At 74.0% G+C, this 2,585-nt stretch carries 3 protein-coding genes and 1 pseudogene; 1 reads left to right on the top strand and 3 read right to left on the bottom strand.

Annotated elements, in window-relative coordinates; translation table 11 throughout:
• Window positions 1–57 precede the first annotated feature (57 nt).
• The 3 genes and pseudogenes from C1I99_RS31080 to C1I99_RS34390 form a co-directional block, all read right to left on the bottom strand.
• Complete coding sequence (locus C1I99_RS31080) at window positions 58–1,206, bottom strand: FUSC family protein (RefSeq protein WP_111137703.1); 1,149 nt, start codon at window positions 1,204–1,206, stop codon at window positions 58–60.
• A gap of 81 nt (window positions 1,207–1,287) precedes the next feature.
• Complete coding sequence (locus C1I99_RS34395) at window positions 1,288–1,434, bottom strand: hypothetical protein (RefSeq protein ID WP_233512818.1); 147 nt, start codon at window positions 1,432–1,434, stop codon at window positions 1,288–1,290.
• A gap of 145 nt (window positions 1,435–1,579) precedes the next feature.
• A pseudogene (locus C1I99_RS34390) lies at window positions 1,580–1,657 on the bottom strand (NUDIX hydrolase); the annotation flags it as partial.
• 344 nt (window positions 1,658–2,001) lie between these two features.
• Here C1I99_RS34390 and C1I99_RS31070 point away from each other — a divergent pair.
• A partial coding sequence (locus C1I99_RS31070) for an LppM family (lipo)protein (protein ID WP_111137704.1) occupies window positions 2,002–2,585 on the top strand: 584 nt, incomplete at its 3' end.

The raw sequence follows: 2,585 nt of genomic DNA, 5'->3' as shown, positions 1-2,585 counted from the left end.
GATCAGTTCGCGGCTTTCGCGGGGCACCACAACTGCCTGATCGACCTGCCCGGCGAGTCAGCCGGCCGGGAGGTCGGCGGGATGGGCGGCGGGGAGGCCGAGGGCCTTGTCGACGCGGGTGAGCACGGCGGCATCGTCGTCGGTGCCGACCCCGCGCAACAGGTCGATGGCGGTGGCCCGGACCTGCCCGACGATCATCGCCAGGGGCAGGGTCTGACCGGGGGTGAAGAGCCGCCCGGCGGCCCGGACGGCGTCGAGCGCGGCCCGCTCCGCCCGTTCGGCCTGCCGGTCGGCGGTCTCCTCCGCGCCGTCGAGGTCCGCGGCGAGCGCCGCACCGGCGGCCCGGACGGCCACGGCGAGCTGGCGCAGCGAGCCGCCGAGGTCGGGCGGCGGCGGGCCGGGCAGCCGGCTCAGCGTCACCCCGGCCCGCGCGAGGACCCGCACGTTGCGCACCGCGTAGTCGATCTGGCGGATCGAGCCGTCCACCGAGCGCAGCCGCCCGATGTGCCGGCGCCGGCGGACGTTGAGCTGCAGCGCCTCGCCGGCGGCGCGCACCCCGTCACGCAACCGGTCCACCGCGGCGTCCATCCCGCGGGCCCGGTCCAGCGCCGCCAGCGCGGCCGGCGGGTCCGGGGGGTCGAGCGCGTCGGCGACCTCGGTCACCAAATCGGCCAGCCCGTCGAAGGTCCGCCGGACCTCGCCGGCCAGCGGCGCGAGCGGGCGCCGCGCGTGGAGCAGCTGGCTGACCACGATGGCCACGGTGCCGCCGATCAGCGCGTCGACGAACCGGAACGGCACCAGCGACCCGGTCGGCGGCGAGACCACGACCAGGTAGAGGGCGGAGACGGCGGCCTGCACGAGGGACACGCCGGTGGCCCCGATGGCGACGGCAATCGCCACGGTGAGCAGGATGACGGTGAACACCGCGGCGGTGCTCCGCGGGCCGAGCGCCTGCACCACCAGGTCGGCGACCAGCACACCGGCGGCGACCCCGAGCACCACCTCGACGGCCCGCCGGATCCGCTGCCCCCGGGCCTGCCCGAGGACGATCAACGCCGCGGCGGGCGCGAAGAACGGCTGCGGTTGCCCGACCAGCCGGGTGGCGAACACCCAGGCGAGGGTCGCCGCCAGGGTCGCCTCCGCCACCGGCCGCCAGTCGCGTCGTAGCCGTCCGGCGGCGACCCGGAACCAGTCCCACCGGATCATCGCCGCCTCCTTCTTGCCACGTCACCGCCCGGGCTGCCCCAGGTGGCGCCGGACCCGACCCTAGCCCGCCGGGGGACCCGGTCAGCGGGCGGCGGCCACGGCGAGGCGGCCGTACTCGGGCGAGGCGAGGAACCGCGCGAGGACCTCGACGGTGCCCGGGGTCCACGGGCGGCCGTCGAGGACCCGGTCGCCGGGGACGAAGACGATGGCGGCGCCCTCGCCCAGCACCACGTCCTCCTGCCGGGCCCGGGTCGGGCCGCAGAAGTAGTGCTTGACCCGCCCCAGCTCGGGCAGTTCCTGGGTGCCGCAACCCGGCCGCCGGGCGCAGGCCAGTCTCCTCCCACAGCTCCCGCACGGCGGTCTGCTCGGCGGTCTCCCCGGCCTCCCCGTGCCCGCCCGGCAGTCCCCACACGTTCGGGTGGTACGGCGCGTGTGCGTCGCGCAGCTGCACCAGCAGCCGCCCCTGCGGATCGACCAGCAGCACGCACGCGATCGGGATCACGCGAGGAGCCTAGCCGGCGACGGCCCCGCGGCCGGCCCCGCCGGCGGGGCCGGCCGCGGCGACGGGGCTGCTGCCGGTGAGGGGGCGGCTGCGGCGACGCCGGGTGCCGGACGTCCACATCAGGCAGGCCACGACGGCTCGCCGCCGAGCCGCGAGATAGCCAAACCTTCAGAATATCGACTTCGTCGCCCGCCGACCTCGGCCGAATGTGACAACAGCCCGGTAAGATCGGCGACTTCGTAGTGACTGATCGCTGACTGCTGGTAGTGACGCCGATCACACACACTGGGCCCATGATTGGGCGACTCATCCGCGGCAGGGCACTCCGCGTCGCGGTGTGTGTCGCGCTCCTGCCGGCGCTCGCGGGCTGCATGCAACTGAACATGGGGTTGATCGTCAAGGCCGACGACACGGTCGACGGGCAACTGCTGCTGACCGCCCAGAAGAGCCTGCTGACCTCTGGCAACAGGACGGTCGAGGCCGGCTTCGCCGAGCTGCGGCAGAACATCCCGGCCCTACCGCCGGGCGAGGAGACACGGTACGAGGACGCCAAACTCTTCGGCACCCAGATCAGCTACTCGAACACCCCGCTGGACGATTTCTCCAGCGAAAGCGTGCGGCTCGTCCGCGAGGGCGATCTCTACCGGTTCACGCTTCCGCTCGATCCGAAGAAATACGGCGGCAAGGTGGCCGAGCAGAATCCGCAGAATCAGCAGGCGTTCATGCGGCTGATGTCGTTCGAGATATCGGTGTCCTTCCCCGGGCGCGTCCTGGACTCCAACGGCACCGTCACCGGCCGCTCGGTCAGCTGGAAGGTCGGCAGCAACCAGGAGAAGCCGACCGAACTGCGGGCCGTCGCCGAGGCCCCACCCCGCCC

It is taken from the genome of Micromonospora deserti (genome assembly GCF_003236335.1).
In the GTDB taxonomy this organism is placed as follows: Bacteria; Actinomycetota; Actinomycetes; order Mycobacteriales; family Micromonosporaceae; genus Micromonospora; species Micromonospora deserti.
The sequence above is the reverse complement of the archived record's forward strand: the minus strand, read 5'-3'. Positions and strand labels throughout refer to the sequence as shown.